We start from the raw sequence: 18,265 nt of genomic DNA on the forward strand, positions 1-18,265 counted from the left end.
TATCACCGTCTCGATGCGGCGGAGCGGGCTCTGGGTGAGGTTGAGGGTCGGGAGCGGAAGAAGATCGCGACGCGGGAGGGCATGCTCGCCGAAGCCCGCACCCAGGTCGGTGCCGACACCCACTGAACCGGGGCCCATCGGGCCGAGTCCCAGTACAGTGGCCCCATGACCTCTCCCCGCATCGTCGTCATCGGAAGCGGGATCGCAGGCGCCTCCGTCGCCTTCGGCCTCGCCGCCCGATCGGCCGCCGTCACCCTCATCGACGACGCCATGTCCGGTCAGGCCACCGCCGCCGGCGCCGGCATCATCGCCCCCTGGGTGTCGTCGAGCGACGGAGCCTACTACGAGACCTACGCCGCGGGCGGCGCCTTCTACCCCGAACTGCTCAGTCGGCTCTCCGCCTCGGGGATCACCGACGTCGGGTACCGGAGGACCGGGGCGATCGTCGTCGATCGTGACCCCTCCAGGCTCGCCGAGGCGGCCGTGCTCGTGCGCGAGAGGGCGGCGGCCGCGGGCGCAGTCGCCGGTGAGGTCACCGAACTCGACCCCACGCGGCTGCGGCGGGCCTGTCCGCCCATCGACCCCGAGATGTCGGGACTGCTCATCACCGGGGGAGGTCGGGTCGACGGGCGGATGCTCCGCGACGGTCTGCTCACCGCGGCAGCCGGATCGGGAGCCGAGCTCGTCCGCGACTCCGTCGTCGGTCTCACCGCCTCGGGCGGGAGCTCATGGTCCGTGGCAACCGCCTCGGCGAGGGTCGACTGCGACGCGGTCGTCGTCGCGGCCGGAGCCCGCAGCCCCGAGATCCTCGGCCGGCTCGGTCACCGGGTCGCGATCGCCGGGCAGCGCGGGCAGCTCATCCACCTGTCCCTGCCCGGAGCGAACACCGGGACCTGGCCCACCGTCCACCCCCTCGGCCACCACTACATCACTCCCTTCGACTCGGGCCGGATCGTCATCGGTGCGACCAGGGAGGACGGGACAGGGTTCGATGTCCGGCCGACCGCGGCGGGACTGCGCCAGGTGCTCGACGACGCACTGGCGATCGCCCCCGGACTCGCCGAGGCGACCGTGCTCGAGACCCGGGTCGGGATCCGGCCGATGTCGCAGCGGGACAACAGGCTGCCCTTCGCCGGACGGATCACCGACGCCTCCGGACTGTGGCTGGCGTCGGGGTTCGGCGCCGGGGGACTGACGATGGGACCGCTCATCGGTGACGCGATCGCCCGGGACATCCTCGGCGAACCGGCTCCGGAGATCGCGGCCCTCCAGCCCTGAACCGGCTGCTGACCCGGACCGGCGGCTCTAGCTCGACTCCGCCGACCGCGCCCGCGCGCCGGGGGAGACGGCGTTCGCGATCGCCTCGAAGGCGCGGATGGTCGGGAACAGCTTCGTCGCATCCTGCGGCAGTCCCCAGCTCGAGAGCTTGACCCCGACGAAGCTGGCGCCGGGATTCATGTAGATCATCTGCCCGTGGATGCCGAGGGCGAGGAACGCGTGGGAGTCCGGGTAGGGGAACCAGAACTGGTTGCGGTACATGCCGCCGGGCATCCGGTTGTCGCCGGGGCTGTCGGCGAACGCCTGCCGGGTGTCCTCGCTGCCGGTGAGGGTGTCGCCGATCCAGGAAGTGGGAACCACCTGCTCACCGGTCAGGGACAGGCCGCGATTGGCGTAGAGGTAGCCGAACCGGGCGAGATCGCGCAGGGTCGAGTTGATCCCGCCGTCGAACATCCCCACCCCGTACTGGTCGGTGGCGATGACGGCGTCGTGCTCGGCACCGATGCGCGACCAGAGCACGCGCGACATCAGCGTCTGCATCGGCTCCCCGGCGGCCTTCTCGCACACCCATCCGAGCACATCCGTCTCACACGAGCGGTACTCGAAGGGACCGCCGTGCTCGGACTTCCTCTCCAGCGTGGTCAGGTAGCGGTACATGCCCAGCCCGGGGGACTCGGGCTCGTCCTCCGACCAGCCGATCGACGCCTCGATCTGCCTGACCTCCGAATTCGGGTCGAGGTAGTTCTCCGAGAACCTGATCCCCGAGCGCATGTCGAGCAGATGGCGGACCGTGGCGCCGGAGTACCCGGACTCCGCCATCTCGGGGACGTAGTCGGTGATGGGCCGCTGGGGGTCGAGGACCCCGGCTCCCGCCAGGATCCCGGCGACCGTGCCGACCAGCGACTTGCTCACCGACATGAGGAGGTGCTGGGTGTCGGGACGCATCGCCGCGAAGTACTCCTCGGCGAGCACGGTCCCCCGATGGAGGACGAGCCAGCCGTCCGTGTCGCTCGACTCGATGACGCTGCGGACGCTGCGGGCCTCGCTGTAGGGAGTCTCGGGGATCTCGATCTCCCCGAGGTCCTGGAGGCCGACCGGAAGCTCCGCGACGGGTCCGGTGCCGCGGGAGATCGGCGTGGTGGGCAGGATCTGCGACAGGTTCTGGAACGACCACCGGACGTTGTCGGCATCCTGCCAGTTGTCCTTGTCGATGATGCTCACGGCCTGCGCCGAAGAAGTCTCAGTCACGGTCTGCCCTCTTGATCGTCCGGGTGTGCTCGATGGTCCGGGTGCGCCTGCCGGCCCCGGTTGCGGTTCGTTGCAGATTACCACCGCGGCGCATGCGAGGATGCGCGCGGAGTCGTCGGGACCCCCGGACGACCGTGGCCGCCGGGGGTCCTCAGGAGTCCGGTTCAGTCGCCCTTGGCGCCGGGACCGCCCAGTGCCGGGGAGGGATCCTCGGCGGCGACGGGGACGCCGGCGTACATCGCCCGGATCGAGTCGATGAAGTGCTTGGCCCTGATGCTCAGCGTCTTCGACTCCCCGTTGCTCGTCTGCAGCGGGTTCTTCGTCACGAGCACGCCGAGGTCGGCGCCCTTCCACCGGTACTCGCCGGCCCCGTAGATGCGCAGGAAGAATACCTCGTTGCCGTTCTGCAGCGGATGCCAGTCGAGGGCCGCCCGCTTGTACGTCAGGGTCCCGTACTGGTCGAGGTAGTACTGACCGGTCATCGGCGAGTGGGTGATGTACTCGGTGATCGGAGCCGTCTCCTTGATGATCATCTGGCTCCACTCGTCGGCGCCCGAGAGCTCCTCCCACCGCTCGTTGATCTCGTCGATGTCGAGGTCGAACTCGACATCGAGGTACTCGAGGAGGTGGAAGAGGAACAGCGGGACGTCGGCATAGGCTCCGGCGGTGACGTTCGTGATCGCCGAGGCGCCCGAGATCCGGGGGTTGAGCTCGCCGAGGTAGACCTCGTCGGAGTCGGTGTCGACGAGCACGTCGACCTCGAAGAACCCGCGGTAGCCGCGCTTGCGCAGCCCATCGCCCATCCGGCGGACGAGGTCGCGGGCGCGCGAGCGCTGGTCGGCGGTGAGCACATCCGGGGTCATCTCATTGCCGCACCAGCCGCCCTTGTACGGGGTGAGCTCGCTGAACCCGACCAGTTCGGTGAGGAACGGACCGACGACGACGCCGCTGGAGGTGATCACGGCCTCGACCGCGACCTGGAGGTTGTTGATCCGCTTCATGATCTTCAGCTGCTGACCGATGATGTCCTCGGAGTGGGCGTCCCAATCGGCCTCCGCGGCGATGAAGAAGGTCGTCTTGCCCGAGTCCCCATAGGGGGTCTGGACGACGAGATCGGTGCCGAGCCCCGCCTTCTTGCTCTCGGCGACGAGCTCCTCGTACGTGTCGGCGGTCGTGAGGACGTTGGGCACCGAGTACGCGCCGGCCTCGTTGCCGAGCTTCGTCGTCTCGATCTTCGAGTCGAGGAGGTTGCGGAGCTTCGCCGAGGGCAGGATGAGGTCGTAGCCGAGTTCGCGGCAGATCCGCTCGGTCTCCTCGTCGAAGAACACCATCGCGACCTTGGGCCGCTCCCCGTGGGGGACGTTGCGCGTCATGTGGGCGCGCACCTCGGCGTTGAGCAGCAGCCAGTTGTTGATCGCCTCACCGCTCTCGAACTCGACGAAGGGCTTGTAGCGCGGCGAGAACACGCGCGGGTGGGCGCCGTCCCAGCCGTCGTAGTAGGTGATGTAGGAGAAGTTGCGGACCCAGCGGTCGAGGCCGAGGAGGTTGAACGGGGTCGCGCCGATGAAGTAGATCGGCGTCTGGTTGGTGCGGAAGAAGTGGCGGACCTCGGAGATGTTGCGCAGCGGGCGCCGCAGCTGGACGCGATCGGCCTCGGCGCCGGCGTAGGCGGCGTCCGTGCCCACATGCACCTCGGCGTTGGTCGGGTCCGCCTCGGTGACGGGGAGGTCCGTGTCCGCTGTGGCCTGCGCGGCGGTGGCCGCACGGGTGGCCGGAGTGTCGACGGGACCGGCCGGCGGGGCATCGACGGCGGGGGCGGCCGCGGGAGCGGAATCGGCAGCCGGGGCGGAACCGGCGGGGGCCTGCTCGGCCGCGGGAGCGGTCTTCTCCGGGCGTCCGGAGCTGGGAACGGCGACGGCGTCCTTGACCACGCGATGGCCGGTGCCCGTCGTCTCTCCCTTGACCGGTTCGGCCTTGACGGCCTTCGCCGACGCGGCGCTCTTCGCCCCGGGCTTCTTCTTCTCCGACTTCTTCACCGTGGACTTCTTCGCCTCCGACTTCTTCGCCGGCGCGACCGGTGCCGTGACGGCGGTTCCGAACGCCGAAGTCGATGCGCGGGTGCCGTTGTCCTGCGGATTCGCAGTCGTCTCGGTGGCAGTGGTCGATGGGGCCTTGGCCGATGAGTTGTTCGTCATCGCACTTCTCCTTGTGAAGACGTCAAGCGTCGCATCCTCGTTGATGTCCGCGTGCACATCCCCTCCGAGATCCTCGCCCCTGTGCGGGAGCTCCGACAGCGAAAGAGATGTGTAGTGGACAACATATACCAGTTGCCGTCGCCCGCGCACGAGCGCTCACCGCATGGTGTCGCGGACGGCGTCCCCCGGTCACCGACACGCGGATTCTCGCCGGTCTCGGCGGGAGGGCTACCCTGGAACACGCGAGGTCCGCCCCGAGCGGCACGAGAGACTGCGAAAGTGAGTGACTGATGCCGGTGAACACGGACAAGCAGGGGTCGAGCTACCGCCTGCCGAGACCCTACGAGGTGTCCCGAGAGGCGATCGCGGAGTTCGCGCGCGCCACCGGAGCCCGAGCCGACTGCCATGTCGACGCCGAGGCGGCCCGCACCCTGGGCTATCCCGACGTCATCGCGCCGACGACCTTCGCCGTGATCGTCGCCCAGAGGAGCGAGTCGGCCTACATCCGGGACCCGGAGTCCGGCATCGACTTCTCCCGGGTCGTCCACGGCTCCGAGCAGTTCACCTACACCCGACCGATCGTCGCCGGGGACCGGCTCGATGCGACGACCCACGTCGACGGCGTCAGGGCCGCGGGAAGCAACGCGATGATCACCACCCGGACCGAGATCACCGACGCCGAGGAGGCGCCCGTGGTCACCGTGACCTCGACGATCGTCGTGAGAGGAGACGTCTGATGATCGACCTGAGCACCCTGAGCGTCGGCGACACGGTCGTCAGCACCGAGATCCCGCTCTCGCGGGCCTCGCTCATCGACTACGCCGCCGCCTCCGGAGACCACAACCCCATCCACTGGTCCGAGCGCTTCGCCACCGAGGTCGGACTCGACGGGGTCATCGCCCACGGCATGCTCTCGATGGCCCTCGTCGTCGCGCCCATCGCCGAATGGCTCGGCGATCCGGGCAGGATCGTCGACTACCGGACCCGGTTCTCGGCCCCGGTGCTCGTCCCCGACGCCGACGCCGGTTCGCCCGCCACCCCCACCGCCGCGCTCAGCCTCGAGGCGACGGTGGCCGCCGTCGACGCCGAGGCGGGAACCCTGCGCATCGACGCGACCGTGCGGGCGGGGGAGTCGGACGTGCTCAGCCGCACGCAGATTCGAGTCGCCCGGTGAGACTGTCCGAACTGACGACGTTCCGCCTCGGCGGGCCCGCCCGGGCGCTGACCACCGCCCGCACCCGCGAGGAGCTGCTCGACTTCTGTGCCCGCCATCCGCTCGGGCTGGGCGCCGGCGGCGACGCCGACGTGCTCTTCATCGGGGGCGGGTCGAACCTGCTCATCTCCGACGCGGGATTCGACGGTGACGTCTGCCGGGTCGCGACGACGGGCATCGACATCGCGGAGACCACCGCCGCCGAGGCGCTCGTCACCGTCGAGGCGGGGGAGAACTGGGACGACGTCGTGTCCATGACGCTGTCGCGCGGCCTCAGCGGCCTCGAGGCCCTCTCCGGCATCCCCGGCTCCGTCGGGGCCACCCCGATCCAGAACGTCGGGGCCTACGGCACCGAGGTCGGCGAGCTCATCACCTCCGTCGAGGTCTACGACCGGATCGCCGGTCAGGTGCGCAGGCTCAGCGCCGCCGACCTCGAGTTCGGCTACCGGACCTCGATGCTCAAACGCACCCAGCAGCGCTCAGGCGCCTCGGCGCACCTCGTGCTCTCGGTGACGTTCGAGCTCAGGCGCGACACGGCCTCCCTGCCGATCCGCTACTCCCAGCTCGCCTCGGCGCTCGACCTCGAGGTCGGGCAGACCGCCCCGGCCGCCCTCGTCAGGGACACCGTGCTCGCGCTGCGCCGGTCGAAGGGAATGGTGCTCGACGAGGCCGATCACGACACGTGGTCGGCGGGGTCGTTCTTCACCAACCCGATCGTCACCGACGCCGGCATGCTGCCGGTCGAGGCCCCGCGCTACCCGGTCACCGACCCCCTGAGCGGGGCGACGATCGAGGGGCTGACGAAGACCTCGGCGGCCTGGCTCATCGAGCATGCGGGCTTCTCCAAGGGCTATCGCCTCGGCGCGGGGCGGGCGAGCCTGTCGACCAAGCACACGCTCGCATTGACGAACCGGGGTGAGGCGAGCACCGAGGACGTGCTCGCGCTCGCCCGGGCGATCGTCGCCGGAGTCGAGGAGCGCTACGGGGTGACCCTCGAGCCGGAGCCGACCTTCATCGGCTGCTCACTCTGAGCCGCGGTCCCTGCGCCACCGCGCGATGTCCGCGGAGGCCCGGGCCCGGACCTCCGCGGGCGCGGCCGAGACGGCGAACGAGTCCTCCGCGAGCCGGGCGAGGTCGGCGGCAGTCAGGCCCATCCGCATGGCGAAGCGGTACTGATCGGCCAACCGTGACCGGAAGATCAGCGGATCGTCGGCCCCGAGCGCGACCTTCGCGCCGGCGGCCATGAGCGTGGTGAGGGGAACGTCCTCGATGTCGGGACAGACCCCGAGGGACACGTTCGACCCCGGGCAGACCTCGAAGGCGACACCGGCGTCGACGAGCGCGGCGAGCAGGGCGGGATCCTCGACCGCGCGCACCCCGTGGCCGAGCCGGTCCGGCCGAAGCGCCTCGGCGATCTCGCGGATGTGCGCCGGTCCGAGCAGCTCACCGCCGTGGGGCACCGAGAGCAGGCCCGCGCGCCGGGCGATCGCGAACGCCCGGGAGAACTCGGCGGTGACCCCACGGCGCTCGTCGTTGGACAGCCCGAAGCCGACCACGCTGCCGGGACCGGAGCCGGCGAACCGCGCGGCGAGCCGGGCCAGCGTGCGGGCGTCGAGCGGGTGGCGCGTGCGGGAGGCCGCGACGACGATCGCCATGCCGAAGCCGGAGTGGCTGACCTCGGCGGCCTCGTCGAGGATGATCTCCAGCGCCGGGGTGATCCCTCCGACGAACGGGGCGTACGAGGTGGGGTCGACCTGCAGCTCGAGCCATCGCGACCCCTCGGCCCGGTCCGCCTCGGCGGCCTCCCTGACCAGTCGGCGCATGATCTCCTCGCCGCGCACGACCCCGCGCGCCATGTCGTAGAGGCGCTGGAACCGGAACCAGCCGCGCTCGTCGGGACTGAGATCGAGAGGCGTGGAGCCGAGCAGCGCCTCCGGCAGCGACACACCCGCCTCGGCGGCGATCTCGCGCAGCGTCGACACGGCCATCGACCCCGTGAAGTGCAGGTGCAGATGGGCCTTGGGCAGGGACACGATCGGATCCGTCACCCCATCCACACTAATGGCCGCGGGCCCGTCGTCCCTAGAATGGAGCCGTGTCAGTCCCGCGGAGAATCACAGCCCTCGTCGTCCTCCTGGCGTCCCTCGCCGTGATCACCCTGCCCTGGGCCGTGCTCAGCGCCCGTGCGGACCTGACGTTCGGTCCCCACGAGGCGCGCTACGAGGTGACCGCGGACTCCCGGCTGACCGTGGACTTCGGGCCCCTGGGCAAACTCCTCATGCCCGCCGAGGAGCACCTGCCCGCCGGACTCGGGCTCACCGTCGAGGTCGGAGAGATCCCCGTGTCCGGCGACAGGGACGAGGAGTCCCGGGCGGGGGCGTCCCAGCGCCGTGCCGGCGCCGCCGAGGGGCAGGGCACCGTCGACGCCCTCGGCGCCGATGTCGCCTCCTACGCCCTGCTCTTCTCCTCGCCGCAGACGCAGATCGACCAGATCGTCATCGGCCTGACCCGCGACATCCTCACCCGGTGGGCGCTGGCGGTGTGCGTGCTCAGCGGCGCGGCCACGGGCGCCGCGCTCGCGTTCGGTCCGCTCCGGGCCCGCGACGCCCTCCGGGTCGTGGCCGGCAGGGAGCTCGTGGCGGCCGGTCTCGTCGTGGTCACCGTCTTCGGCGTCGTCGGCATCGCGGTGCTCAACCGGCCCCAGCCGGTCGTCGGCGACCCCGCCTTCGACGGCACGCCGCTCGAGGGCGCGCAGGTCACCGGCCGCCTCGGCGGGGTCATCGGCACGGCGGTCGGCGCCGTCAAGGACTTCGCCGACGACAACGACGCGTTCTACGACGGCGTGCTCGCCCACCTCGACGAGCAGTGGGACGCCCGGCCCCAGACCGGGAACTGGTCCGACCGGGGCCTGGTGCCGGTCGCCGGCGCGGAGGCGGGGCGCGCCGACGTGTCGACGTTCGTGTTCGGATCCGACATCCACTGCAACATCGGGATGGCCCGGGTGGTCGGCGACGTCGCCCGGCGGACCGGCGCGGACGCCTACATCGACGGCGGCGACATCACCATGACGGGCACCTCGGCGGAGAACTACTGCTTCGACGTCCTCGATCAGGAGCTGCCCGAGTCGATCCCGAAGATCACGGTCAAGGGCAATCACGACTCGACCGAGACGACCGATCATGCCGCGCGCAGCGGCTGGGAGGTGCTCGAGAACTCGACCGCGGAGCTGGCGGGGGTGACGTTCTTCGGCGGCCCCGACCCCAGGCGCACCGTGTTCGGGTCCGGTCCGGAGCTGGAGACGGGGATGACGGCCGAGCAGTACGCCCAGGCGCTGCGTGCGGAGGCGTGCGAGACCGAGTTCGACATCATGCTCATCCACGACGCGCGCATCGCCGCCCCCTCGCTGCGCTCGGGCTGCGCCGAGTACTCGCTGAGCGGGCACTGGCATCGCCGCGTCGGCCCGGAGGCACTGGGCAGCGGGGTCAGGTATGTGAGTTCGACCACGGGCGGGGCGCTCGCGAACGCGCTGACGCCGGGTCCGCTGAAGATGGACGCGGAGCTGAGCATCATCCGGATCGACAACCGGACGAAGCGGCCCATCGACCTCCAGGTCATCACCGTCGGGGAGGACCAGTCCCTGCGCATCGGGCCGTGGACGAGGTTCCCGGCCCCGATCCCGCTCGTCGGACAGCCCCCGGAGGGGGACGCCGAGGGCTCGTGACCAGCCCGGGGACGACACGGTCGCCGGCCCGGTTCGACTAAACGCGGCCGGAGACGGTATGCTCGTCTCTCGTGGTTGGGCACGACTCGGACGAACCGATCCGAGAGGTGCCGAATCGAAGGGGTGTGGCGCAATTGGTAGCGCAACGGTCTCCAAAACCGTAGGTTGCAGGTTCGAGTCCTGTCACCCCTGCGCAGTTGATCGTCGTCGATTCGCATTCGGCGCGACGCAGTCCTCGACTGGCCAGAAGCAATTGTGCAGTCCCATGGAAACCAACCGAGTGAGGATGTGTGAGCGACACACCGGCAAAGAAGACCGACGCGGCACCCACGAGCGCCGGCGGTCGCAGGCAGCTCGGGTTCTTCGGTCGAATCCTCCAGTTCTTCCGTGAGGTCATGGCGGAGCTGAAGAAGGTCGTCACCCCGACTCGCAAGCAGCTTCTCAACTACACACTCGTCGTGCTCGGATTCATCCTCGTCATGATGCTGCTCGTGACGGCGCTCGACCTCGTGTTCGGAAAGCTCGTCGGCTTCGTCTTCGCCGGCACCCCGATCTGGCCCCTGTGGTGAGCGTCGCCCGGTCGCGATGATCTCCGCCCGGCAGCGAGCGGGCCGACTCGGATACGATGTCATAAGTTCAGCAGCACATTCCCACAGCTCACCTCTTGACGAGTTGTCCCTACACGCGAAGCGAGGAAATGATCGGTGTCGGAAACCAGTTCATCCGAACATGATGCCCCTGAAGCTCAGAACGTCAGCGCCGAGGAGGCGAACGTCGCTGAATCGACCACTGCCGTCGAGGATGTGACCGAGACCGCCGGCGCCGAGGGAGAATCCGAGGCCCCGGCCGCGGAATCCGACGTCGACCCCGACTCCGAGACCGCCGCCGAGACCGCGTCCGGCGACGACGTCGACCCTGACGCGGAGCCCGCCGAGACCACCTCCGGCGACGACGTCGACCCTGCGGAGGAGTTCAAGTCGGAGCTGCGGATGCAGGAGGGTGACTGGTACGTCATCCACTCCTACGCCGGCTACGAGAACCGGGTCAAGCAGAACCTCGAGAACCGCGCCGTCAGCCTCAACCTCGAGGACTTCATCTTCGAGGTGCAGGTCCCGATGGAAGACGTCATCGAGATCAAGAACGGCCAGCGCAAGCAGGTCCGCCGTGTGCGCATCCCCGGCTACGTGCTCGTCCGCATGGAGCTCACCGACGAGTCCTGGGGCGCGGTCCGCCACACCCCGGGCGTCACCGGCTTCGTCGGCAATGCCTACGACCCGGTCCCGCTCTCGATCGACGAGGTCTTCACGATGCTCGCACCGGTCTTCGAGGAGCGGCAGGCCGAGGCCGCCGCCGGAGAGGGCGCGGCGAAGGAGCAGGCGTCCGCCCAGGCCCCCATCACCGAGGTGGAGTTCGAGGTCGGCGAATCCGTGCTCGTCAAGGAGGGCTCCTTCGAGGGCCACCCGGCGACGATCCAGGAGATCCGCCCCGACTCGCAGAAGCTCACCGTGCTCCTGTCGATCTTCGAGCGCGACGTCCCCGTCGAACTCGGCTTCGACCAGGTGTCGAAGCTCTGAGCCCTCGAGCCTGAGCGGAGCCCGGCGATGTCCGGGCTCCGCTCGCATTCACCGCCGGGGGAGCGGGACCCGGTGGGCCCGGCCTCCGGGTGATCCGGCTCACCACGGTTTGCCCCCGGTGCTCCGCACATGGAATACTGGTGTGGTTTGATTGTCCGCCCTGTATCGGCAGGAGCGACGTCGAACGACGTGTCGGAAGTTTCGGACACGTGACAACTTTGAGATTAAGGACCGTACATGCCTCCCAAGAAAAAGGTAGCCGGCCTCGTCAAGCTCCAGATTCAGGCAGGTGCCGCCAACCCGGCTCCTCCCATTGGTCCGGCGCTTGCCCAGCACGGCGTCAACATCATGGAATTCTGCAAGGCCTACAACGCCGCCACGGAATCCCAGCGCGGGAACATCGTTCCCGTCGAGATCACGGTGTACGAGGACCGTTCGTTCACCTTCGTCCTCAAGACCCCTCCGGCAGCCGAGCTCATCAAGAAGGCTGCGGGCGTGAAGTCGGGATCGGCCACTCCGCACACCACGAAGGTCGCTCACCTGAGCGCCGAGCAGGTGCGGGAGATCGCCACCACGAAGATGCCCGACCTCAACGCCAACGACCTGGACCAGGCAGACCGCATCATCGCCGGCACTGCTCGCTCCATGGGCGTCACCACCGACATCAAGCTCTGACACCAGGGCACACCAGTGGAAGGGCTCACGCGGCCCGGACCACGACTGCAAGGAGAGAAGCAGATGGCAAAGCGTTCCAAAGCCTACGAGGCCGCGGCGGAGAAGATCGCCGCCGACGTCAAGTACGAACCGGCTCAGGCGATCGCCCTGGCCAAAGACACCAACGTGGCCAAGTACGACGCCACCGTTGAGGTCGCCCTCCGCCTGGGAGTCGATCCCCGCAAGGCGGACCAGATGGTGCGCGGCACCGTCAACCTTCCGCACGGTACCGGCAAGACCGCCCGGGTCCTGGTGTTCGCCGCCGGCGACCGTGCAGAGGCTGCCCGCGAAGCAGGTGCCGACTTCGTCGGATCCGATGACCTGCTGGAGAAGGTGGCCGGAGGGTTCACCGACTTCGACGCCGCCGTCGCGACCCCCGACATGATGGGCAAGGTCGGCCGACTGGGCAAGGTGCTGGGTCCCCGCGGACTCATGCCGAACCCGAAGACCGGCACCGTGACCATGGATGTCGCCAAGGCCGTCACCGACATCAAGGGCGGAAAGATCGAGTTCCGCGTCGACAAGCACTCGAACCTGCACTTCATCATCGGGAAGGTCTCCTTCTCCGAGCAGGCGCTGCAGGAGAACTTCGACGCCGCGATCGACGAGGTGCTGCGCCTCAAGCCGAGCTCGTCGAAGGGCCGCTACATCACCAAGGCGAGCGTGACGACCTCGAACGGTCCCTCCGTTCCGGTCGACGCCTCGACCCTGCGCGCCTGACTCCCACCCTCCGGTCCGCTGGGACCGATCGAACAGGGAACAGGTGAGTGACCGTCCGGTGGGCGGGAAGCGAGTGATCGCTTCCCGCCCACCGGCGTCTGTAGCCGGCGTCTCGCCGCAGCGGACGGCTCTCGATTGGACTCGCCTCGGCGCGGTCCGCTAGACTGATACCACCCAAGACCGTCGGTCTCCTCGGGTCAGCCGGACATCGCAATCGATTCCGGGTGCCCGCGGACGAAGACTCCTCGGAGTGACCTGCGCAGGTGAGCAAGAGATTCCTCCACGAGGACCCCGTGTCCCCGTACGAGCGTTTCGCGCATGCCTGCGTGGAGCGCTCTTTTTGGTGTCGGGACACGATCGGCGCCTGTACGAAAGGAATACCATGGCGAGGCCAGACAAGGCAGCCGCAGTCGAGGAGCTCAAGCAGCAGTTTGAGAACTCCGACGCTGTATTGCTGACCGAGTACCGCGGTCTCACCGTTGCGCAGATGAAAGAGCTGCGCACTGCACTCGGTGAGAACGTCAGCTACGCCGTGGTAAAGAATACGCTTACTGCCATCGCAGCCAAGGAAGCCGGAATCAACGATCTCGATGAGCACCTGACGGGGCCCACCGCGATCGCATTCGTCAACGGTGAACCGCCAGAGGCTGCGAAGGCATTGCGTGACTTTGCCAAGGCGAATGCTCAGCTCGTCGTCAAGGGCGGCTACTACGATGGCGCCGTCCTCAGCGCTGAGCATGTCAACCAGCTTGCCGACCTCGAATCCCGCGAAGTGCTGCTTGCAAAGGCAGCAGGTGCCATGAAGGCAAGCCTCCACCAGGCGGCTTACCTCTTCACCGCTCCGCTGGTCAAGGCCGCTCGCACCGTCGATGCCCTCCGCGAAAAGCAGGACGACGCTCCTGCCGACGCCTGAGCATCACCCCAACAAACCGGTCACCGATCGTGACCACCACAGGAAGGACTGGCCACCATGGCTAAGCTCACCACCGACGAGCTCATCGAGGCTTTCAAAGAGCTCACCCTGATCGAACTCTCCGAGTTCGTCAAGACCTTCGAAGAGGTCTTCGAGGTCGAGGCAGCCGCCCCTGCCGCTGTCGCCGTCGCCGCCCCTGCCGGCGGAGCCGCCGAAGCCGCTGAAGAGCAGACCGAATTCGACGTCGTGCTCGAATCGGCCGGCGAGAAGAAGGTTCCCGTCATCAAGGAAGTCCGTGGACTCACCTCCCTCGGACTCAAGGAAGCCAAGGACCTCGTGGACTCGGCTCCGGCCGCCATCCTCGAAGGCGTGTCCAAGGAAGCCGCCGAGAAGGCCAAGGAAACCCTCGAGGGCGCCGGCGCCACCGTCACCCTCAAGTGATGACCTCTGCCGCAGCCTCGTGCTCGGCAGTGGCGTAGAGCCCCGCAGCTTCGTGCTGCGGGGCTCTTCCCGTGTCACCGATCAGGAACACCGGCGGCCCGACGGGCAACGCGGGAGATGCGCTCATACTATGATGGGGCGGTGAATACGACGCCGTCGAGGACTCAGGCCGAGCTGCTCGAGCGCTTGGCGACCCGTCTGCAGGAGTCCTGGGAGCGCGATCCGCTGGCCATCGAGCCCTCCATCCGGTCCGGCCTCACGACGAACCAGGTGACGGCGCTGGAGCGTGCCTCCGCCGAAGCGGGCGAATCCGGGCTGCCGCACTTCATCGCCATCGTCCCTCCGCTGCCGGTCCCCGCCCGCAGCTCGGAGGGCTGGAGCCGCTTCACGGCCGACCTCGCCTTCACGATGCACGAGAAGTCCGATTCCGAGCACACACTCGTCGTCTTCTCCGGGGCGGAGTCCGCCGCCCACACGCTGGCCTATCTCGTCGACGACAACGGACCGTCCATCCCGACCGGCTCGGATCAGCTGCAGCGCTCCGCCTCCGGCGACTTCCTGCCGGTCGAACTCGCCGTGCCCTACCACCTCGGCGTGCTGCAGGCGACCGCGCAGGGAACCGAGCTGCCGTCCCTTCCGGACTTCAACCCGCCGGACGTGGGCGAGGAGGACGACGACTACATCGAGGCCACCGGCCTCGATCGCGGGAACCCGGACGGCATCGTCTTCGTCGCGACCGCCGCCGCCACCGTCGGCCTCAGCGCGTGGCTGCTGCGCCGCCGATCGAAGTACTCCTGGCGCGCCGCACTGACGACCGCACCCGAACTCACCCGGGAGCACGACCTCGTCCGGAGGGCCGCGCGCACGCTGACCGCCCTGCCGGAGCCGGCGACGACCGACGATGCCCGGTGGTCGCTGTTCGATCGCGGGCGCCGCGTGCAGGACGCCCTGACGGCGATCATCGACGCCCATCCGCAGTGGGCGAGCGCTCCCGACTTCTCCCATCGGCACGCCGTCCACGCCCTCACCCGGACGGACGCCTGGGTGCGCAGCGCTCTGCGGACCTCCTCGGCGACGCAGAGGGGGAAGGCGGCGGGGGAGCCGCAGTTCTGCTTCTTCTTCCCCTCCCATGACCTCGAGATCGAACCCTTCGCCTGGAAGCAGGCGCGGACGACCCTGACCGTGCTCCTGTGCGCCGCCTGCCGTCGCGACCTCAACGCCGGTCACGATCCGGAGAGCCTCATGGTGCCGAGGAACGAAGGGCTGAGGAAGTCCCTGCCCGTGCCCTACTTCCAACGTCACGATGCCTATGCGCTCTCGGGATTCGGCAGCTTCGCCAACCTCGAGGACGCCGTGGCCGAGTACGGTGCGCCGGGATCGGAGCGACGATGACGGACCGAGGCCCACTCACCCGCAGAGATGCGGCAGCGCGAAGGACCGCGCGCAGGAGATCGGACCGCCACCCGGGGTGGATCCGCATCGGCATCGCCCTCGTCGTCCTCGCCGGCGTCGCGCTGGGCTCCACCGCCTACAGCGCCTCGCGGTTCGAGGAGGCGAAGCAGGAGCGCGTGGCGGTCTCGGAGAGCGACGACGTCCTCGTCGACTCGATCTACTCCGACCGCATCGAAGGCCAGTACGATCCCGACTACGACCGCGCCCGCTACCGGCAGATCACGGCGAGCTTCGACGACGACGCCATCCATGTCGACGAGTACCTCGCCTTCGAGATGGTCGACGCCGACCTCGACGCGATCCGCGACGAGGTCGAGGGGCTCGAGGTGCCGATCTACGTCGCCTTCGTCGCGAGCTCCGACATCGACGACGCCGACGGGGACCTCGATCTGACCGCCGCCCGCATCGCCACCGAGCTCGACGACGAGAAGGCGACCGTGCTCGCCTTCGGCAGCCTCGGCGCGGGCGTCGCGCACAAGGGCGTGGTGCGGGACGTGGAGCGGCCCGACCTCGGAGTGATCAACGAGCCCTATTCCACGACGGGGCTGAGCTGGGTCCGCGCGCTCAAGCAGGCCGAGATCTATCACGACGGAGGGATGCTCGGCTCGTACGCCGATGAGAACGGCGACCCGATCATCGTCAACGAGCGGCCGGACGACCGCCCCCGCGACCTCGAGTACGGGACGGGGTCGGCGATCGCCGGAGCGAGCTTCGGACTGCTCATCGGCCTCATCGTCACCGGGACCGGGGCGGCCGTCATCACCGTCGTCCGTCACCACCGGACCGGCGGACGGGACGCCCTGCAGACCACGAACCGAAAGGGCTGAGCAGTGGACGCACAGACCATCGCCGAGGCGCTGAAGACCGAGCCGTTCCACGTCGACCCGGCGGTCGCCGGCCACCTCGACCCCCGACTGCTGGAGACCGCGAAGTCGAAGGCCGAGGGCCTCGACTTCGACGTCTACGTCATCGCCGTGCCCGACGACCACATCGACCGCGACCTGCTCGAGCAGATCAAGGTGTTCAACGGCGGTGAGGGCTCCTTCATCATGGTCAACGGCAAGACCGACCTCGCCGTCGACGTGCACTTCGAGGACGACCACGACCTCCAGATGCAGGTGATGGAGCAGATGTCCGTGGGCTACGACACGTGGAGCCACGGCACACCATCGCTGACGAAGCTCAACATCCTCCTCGACCTCTACGCCGATCCGCAGACCGCACCGGACGAGCTCCCCGGGGAGACCGTGGAGGAGGTGGGGCAGGGCGAGGTCGTCCAGGACACCTCGAGCAGCTTCGCCCCGCTCTTCCTCGGCGGGTCGGTCCTCGTCCTGGCGCTCGTCATCGCCGGCGTCTTCCTCCTCCGCGGCCTCCGGCAGAGACGGGCGCAGGCGCGCCGGCAGCAGGCGTACCAGCTGCCCGGCGAACTCCTCCGCAAGGTCGATTCGCTCCAGCGCAGGTCGCTGCGGGAGAGCATCCACGCCGATACCGCGAGCCTCGCCGAGAGACTGGACCGACTGCGACTGCGGACCCTCGACGAGACGGATGCGGCCCGGGTCACCCGAGCCCTCGACGCCTATCAGTGGGCGCGGACGATCGTCGACGACGAGACCGCGGACCGCCTCGACCTCGCCGGTGCGATGGTGCTGCTGCGGCAGGCGGGGCGGGAGATCGCCGAGGTGAGTGAGCACCGGAGGAGGCGCGGTCGCCAGGGCGGTCTCCCGCAGAGCCTGTGCACGGTCAATCCGCTGCACGGGGAGGCGACGACCACCGCGCGCGTCGACGCCGATGCGCGCAGCGTTCGGGTCCCGGTCTGCGCGGACTGCTCCGCAGACCTGCGCGAGGGCAACCAGCTGCAGTGGATCTTCGACGGCGACCGGCCCTACGTCGAGGGCTCGAGCATCTGGTCGCAGACGCTGTTCGGCGTCATCGGCGGGGACCTCGTCACCGCCCTGCAGCGCCGGCGGCCCGACGCGCGGCGCTAGGACCGCGGAGAGGTCACGATTCCCGGGTCAGTGCGGACTCGCGGGGAACCGAGCGATCGTGCTCACCTGGCATCGAACGGGCCGGCAGCGCCACCTCGGCGTCGGCCCCCATCCGGCGGAAACCGTCGAGGTCGTCGCGCTGCCGCTCGACGAAGCCGCGGTCGACGGGCACCCCGTGCCCGGGCACGAACACCCGCGCCTCGGGGAAGGACAGGAGCGCATCGAGGCTGCGCGCCCACTCGGCCAGAGCGGCGTCCCCGCCGGCCTGCGGGGGATCGCCCTCCTCGACGAGGTCGCCGGTGAGGACGATCCCCTCGTCGGGCAGGCGGACGACGACGTCGGACGTGGAATGCCCGCCGAGGACATGGAACTCGGCCCGGGACCCGCCGAGGTCGAGGCCCCCATCCGGCACAGGGGTCACCTCGACGACGAGGTCGGACGGGTTCGCGGGCAGATCGGCGGCGAACCCCGCATGCTCGGGGTCGCGGCGCAGCGCGTCGAGGGCGATCCACGCCGTCGCCTCCTGATCGGCGGCGAACGCGGGCGACGCCCAGACAGTCTCGGCCCCCTCGTCGCGCAGCGTCCGATTGCCGAAGAAGTGGTCCCAGTGGTCGTGGGTGGTGACGACGTCGACGGGCGTGCGCCGGCCGGTGGCCGCGACGCTGAGCTCGGCGGCGCGCGCGGCGAGGGTGCGGGCGGAGCGCGGCCCGGGGCCGGCGTCGACGATGAGGGTGCGGGACCTGCCGGTGATGATCGCGCAGTTGACGCGGGCAGGATCGAAGGAGAGAACGGTGACCGTGGCCATGAGGGG

The 18,265-nt window shown here is 69.3% G+C and carries 18 protein-coding genes and 1 tRNA gene; 15 read left to right on the forward strand and 4 right to left on the reverse strand.

Annotated elements, in window-relative coordinates; all coding sequences use genetic code 11:
- Positions 1 to 165 precede the first annotated feature (165 nt).
- Positions 166 to 1,278, forward strand: coding sequence for an NAD(P)/FAD-dependent oxidoreductase (locus tag DFO65_RS15720; protein ID WP_113905401.1), 1,113 nt, complete (start codon positions 166 to 168; stop codon positions 1,276 to 1,278).
- Positions 1,279 to 1,305: 27 nt separating this feature from the next.
- Here the strand turns inward: DFO65_RS15720 and DFO65_RS15725 are convergent, their stop codons facing one another.
- Positions 1,306 to 2,526, reverse strand: coding sequence for a serine hydrolase domain-containing protein (locus DFO65_RS15725; RefSeq protein ID WP_113905402.1), 1,221 nt, complete (start codon positions 2,524 to 2,526; stop codon positions 1,306 to 1,308).
- A 164-nt stretch (positions 2,527 to 2,690) separates the two neighbouring features.
- Positions 2,691 to 4,721: a biotin carboxylase gene (locus DFO65_RS15730; RefSeq protein ID WP_245940827.1), complete on the reverse strand. Its 2,031-nt coding sequence runs from the start codon at positions 4,719 to 4,721 to the stop codon at positions 2,691 to 2,693.
- 290 nt (positions 4,722 to 5,011) lie between these two features.
- Here DFO65_RS15730 and DFO65_RS15735 point away from each other — a divergent pair, with 290 nt between their 5' ends.
- Genes DFO65_RS15735 through DFO65_RS15745 form a run of 3 tightly spaced genes read left to right on the forward strand, consistent with a single transcriptional unit; the run spans position 5,012 to position 6,965 of the window.
- Positions 5,012 to 5,458 carry an FAS1-like dehydratase domain-containing protein gene (locus DFO65_RS15735; RefSeq protein WP_113905403.1) on the forward strand — a complete coding sequence of 149 codons (447 nt, stop codon included), beginning with the start codon at positions 5,012 to 5,014 and terminating at the stop codon, positions 5,456 to 5,458.
- Positions 5,458 to 5,895: a MaoC/PaaZ C-terminal domain-containing protein gene (locus tag DFO65_RS17345; protein ID WP_113905404.1), complete on the forward strand. Its 438-nt coding sequence runs from the start codon at positions 5,458 to 5,460 to the stop codon at positions 5,893 to 5,895. Before DFO65_RS15735 ends, DFO65_RS17345 begins: the two co-directional genes overlap by 1 nt.
- The gene (locus DFO65_RS15745) at positions 5,892 to 6,965 is read left to right on the forward strand and encodes a UDP-N-acetylmuramate dehydrogenase (RefSeq protein ID WP_245940828.1); all 1,074 of its coding nucleotides are present in this window, start codon (positions 5,892 to 5,894) and stop codon (positions 6,963 to 6,965) included. The genes DFO65_RS17345 and DFO65_RS15745 overlap by 4 nt, the downstream gene beginning before the upstream one ends.
- Here the strand turns inward: DFO65_RS15745 and DFO65_RS15750 are convergent.
- Positions 6,957 to 7,982 (reverse strand): adenosine deaminase, encoded by a 1,026-nt coding sequence (locus tag DFO65_RS15750; RefSeq protein WP_281268764.1) that lies wholly within the window; start codon positions 7,980 to 7,982, stop codon positions 6,957 to 6,959. The genes DFO65_RS15745 and DFO65_RS15750 overlap by 9 nt on opposite strands.
- A 47-nt stretch (positions 7,983 to 8,029) precedes the next feature.
- Between DFO65_RS15750 and DFO65_RS15755 the strand changes: the two genes are divergently transcribed.
- From DFO65_RS15755 to DFO65_RS15805, 11 genes are all read left to right on the forward strand, one after another.
- Positions 8,030 to 9,655, forward strand: coding sequence for a metallophosphoesterase family protein (locus DFO65_RS15755; RefSeq protein WP_245940829.1), 1,626 nt, complete (start codon positions 8,030 to 8,032; stop codon positions 9,653 to 9,655).
- A gap of 119 nt (positions 9,656 to 9,774) precedes the next feature.
- A tRNA-Trp gene (locus DFO65_RS15760) sits at positions 9,775 to 9,847 on the forward strand.
- A 98-nt stretch (positions 9,848 to 9,945) separates the two neighbouring features.
- Positions 9,946 to 10,224 (forward strand): preprotein translocase subunit SecE, encoded by a 279-nt coding sequence (gene secE / locus DFO65_RS15765; protein ID WP_113905406.1) that lies wholly within the window; start codon positions 9,946 to 9,948, stop codon positions 10,222 to 10,224.
- Between the two features lie 135 nt (positions 10,225 to 10,359).
- The gene (gene nusG / locus DFO65_RS15770) at positions 10,360 to 11,229 is read left to right on the forward strand and encodes a transcription termination/antitermination protein NusG (RefSeq protein ID WP_113905407.1); all 870 of its coding nucleotides are present in this window, start codon (positions 10,360 to 10,362) and stop codon (positions 11,227 to 11,229) included.
- A gap of 237 nt (positions 11,230 to 11,466) precedes the next feature.
- The gene (gene rplK, locus DFO65_RS15775) at positions 11,467 to 11,904 is read left to right on the forward strand and encodes a 50S ribosomal protein L11 (RefSeq protein WP_113905408.1); all 438 of its coding nucleotides are present in this window, start codon (positions 11,467 to 11,469) and stop codon (positions 11,902 to 11,904) included.
- A gap of 63 nt (positions 11,905 to 11,967) precedes the next feature.
- A complete protein-coding gene (rplA, locus tag DFO65_RS15780) occupies positions 11,968 to 12,663 on the forward strand; it encodes a 50S ribosomal protein L1 (RefSeq protein WP_113905409.1) in 696 nt (231 codons plus the stop codon).
- A gap of 382 nt (positions 12,664 to 13,045) precedes the next feature.
- Positions 13,046 to 13,576, forward strand: coding sequence for a 50S ribosomal protein L10 (gene rplJ / locus DFO65_RS15785; RefSeq protein ID WP_113905410.1), 531 nt, complete (start codon positions 13,046 to 13,048; stop codon positions 13,574 to 13,576).
- A 57-nt stretch (positions 13,577 to 13,633) separates the two neighbouring features.
- A complete protein-coding gene (rplL, locus tag DFO65_RS15790) occupies positions 13,634 to 14,017 on the forward strand; it encodes a 50S ribosomal protein L7/L12 (RefSeq protein WP_113905411.1) in 384 nt (127 codons plus the stop codon).
- Positions 14,018 to 14,158: 141 nt separating this feature from the next.
- A complete protein-coding gene (locus tag DFO65_RS15795; RefSeq protein ID WP_245940830.1) occupies positions 14,159 to 15,409 on the forward strand; it encodes a hypothetical protein in 1,251 nt (416 codons plus the stop codon).
- A complete protein-coding gene (locus DFO65_RS15800; RefSeq protein ID WP_113905413.1) occupies positions 15,406 to 16,296 on the forward strand; it encodes a hypothetical protein in 891 nt (296 codons plus the stop codon). Before DFO65_RS15795 ends, DFO65_RS15800 begins: the two co-directional genes overlap by 4 nt.
- Before the next feature lie 3 nt (positions 16,297 to 16,299).
- A complete protein-coding gene (locus DFO65_RS15805; RefSeq protein WP_113905414.1) occupies positions 16,300 to 17,454 on the forward strand; it encodes a hypothetical protein in 1,155 nt (384 codons plus the stop codon).
- 13 nt (positions 17,455 to 17,467) lie between these two features.
- Here DFO65_RS15805 and DFO65_RS15810 read toward each other — a convergent pair whose 3' ends face one another.
- Positions 17,468 to 18,259, reverse strand: coding sequence for an MBL fold metallo-hydrolase (locus tag DFO65_RS15810; RefSeq protein ID WP_113905415.1), 792 nt, complete (start codon positions 18,257 to 18,259; stop codon positions 17,468 to 17,470).
- Positions 18,260 to 18,265: the final 6 nt, after the last annotated feature.

The sequence above is a fragment of the Brevibacterium sanguinis genome, assembly GCF_003315415.1.
GTDB classification, from domain to species: Bacteria; Actinomycetota; Actinomycetes; order Actinomycetales; family Brevibacteriaceae; genus Brevibacterium; species Brevibacterium celere_A.

Bases quoted from the DNA above. Each gene is read 5' to 3' on its own strand.
- DFO65_RS15720 (WP_113905401.1), top strand. From the start codon at position 166: ATGACCTCTCCCCGCATCGTCGTCATCGGAAGCGGGATCGCAGGCGCC.
- DFO65_RS15730 (WP_245940827.1), bottom strand. From the start codon at position 4,721: ATGACGAACAACTCATCGGCCAAGGCCCCATCGACCACTGCCACCGAG.
- DFO65_RS15735 (WP_113905403.1), top strand. From the start codon at position 5,012: ATGCCGGTGAACACGGACAAGCAGGGGTCGAGCTACCGCCTGCCGAGA.
- DFO65_RS17345 (WP_113905404.1), top strand. From the start codon at position 5,458: ATGATCGACCTGAGCACCCTGAGCGTCGGCGACACGGTCGTCAGCACC.
- rplK (WP_113905408.1), top strand. From the start codon at position 11,467: ATGCCTCCCAAGAAAAAGGTAGCCGGCCTCGTCAAGCTCCAGATTCAG.
- rplA (WP_113905409.1), top strand. From the start codon at position 11,968: ATGGCAAAGCGTTCCAAAGCCTACGAGGCCGCGGCGGAGAAGATCGCC.
- rplJ (WP_113905410.1), top strand. From the start codon at position 13,046: ATGGCGAGGCCAGACAAGGCAGCCGCAGTCGAGGAGCTCAAGCAGCAG.
- rplL (WP_113905411.1), top strand. From the start codon at position 13,634: ATGGCTAAGCTCACCACCGACGAGCTCATCGAGGCTTTCAAAGAGCTC.
- DFO65_RS15800 (WP_113905413.1), top strand. From the start codon at position 15,406: ATGACGGACCGAGGCCCACTCACCCGCAGAGATGCGGCAGCGCGAAGG.
- DFO65_RS15810 (WP_113905415.1), bottom strand. From the start codon at position 18,259: ATGGCCACGGTCACCGTTCTCTCCTTCGATCCTGCCCGCGTCAACTGC.